Source organism: Leisingera coralii (genome assembly GCF_049056525.1).
Taxonomy (GTDB): domain Bacteria; phylum Pseudomonadota; class Alphaproteobacteria; order Rhodobacterales; family Rhodobacteraceae; genus Leisingera; species Leisingera coralii.
In genome coordinates this window covers 1-634 of record NZ_JBHUPT010000147.1, presented here as the reverse complement: position 1 = coordinate 634, position 634 = coordinate 1, and the positions used below count along the sequence as shown (strand labels likewise).

Below are 634 nucleotides of genomic sequence, written 5' to 3'. Positions count from 1 at the left end.
GAAAGAGAAGAGCTACTCGCAGCGGCGGGCTTGTGCGCTGGCCGGGATCGATCCGCGTGTGTACCGGCGGCGGCCGGTCAGGCCGGAAGACAAGGACCTGCGGCACCGGCTGCGTGAACTGTCTGGTGAGCGCAGGCGGTTCGGCTATCGGCGACTGCACATTCTTCTGAAGCGGGAAGGCTGGGAGGTGAACTGGAAAAAGCTCTACCGGATCTACCGGGAAGAGGGGCTGAGCGTGCGCAAACGGGGCGGCCGCAAGCGCGCAATCGGAACCAGGGCGCCCATGGCGGTCCCGCAGGGGCCGAACCAGCGGTGGTCGCTGGACTTCGTCTCAGACACGCTCTCGGACGGGCGCCGGTTCCGTATTTTGTGTGTGATCGACGACTTCAGCCGGGAATGCCTGGCCACTGTCGTGGATACATCGCTGTCGGGCCTGCGGGTCGCCAGGGAACTGGACAGGATCGCCGATCTGCGTGGCTATCCCTGCTTGGTGGTGTCCGACAACGGCACCGAACTGACCAGCAACGCGATCCTGAAATGGCAGCAGGACCGGCAGGTCGAATGGCACTACATCGCGCCCGGCAAACCGATGCAGAACGGCTTCGTGGAGAGCTTCAATGGCCGCCTTCGGGAT

At 64.4% G+C, this 634-nt stretch carries 1 protein-coding gene; it reads left to right on the top strand.

Annotated features, from left to right (window positions below; genetic code table 11):
• Positions 1 to 634: IS3 family transposase (locus tag ACFMBG_RS24160; protein ID WP_421057179.1), on the top strand; the 634-nt coding region annotated here is incomplete at both ends.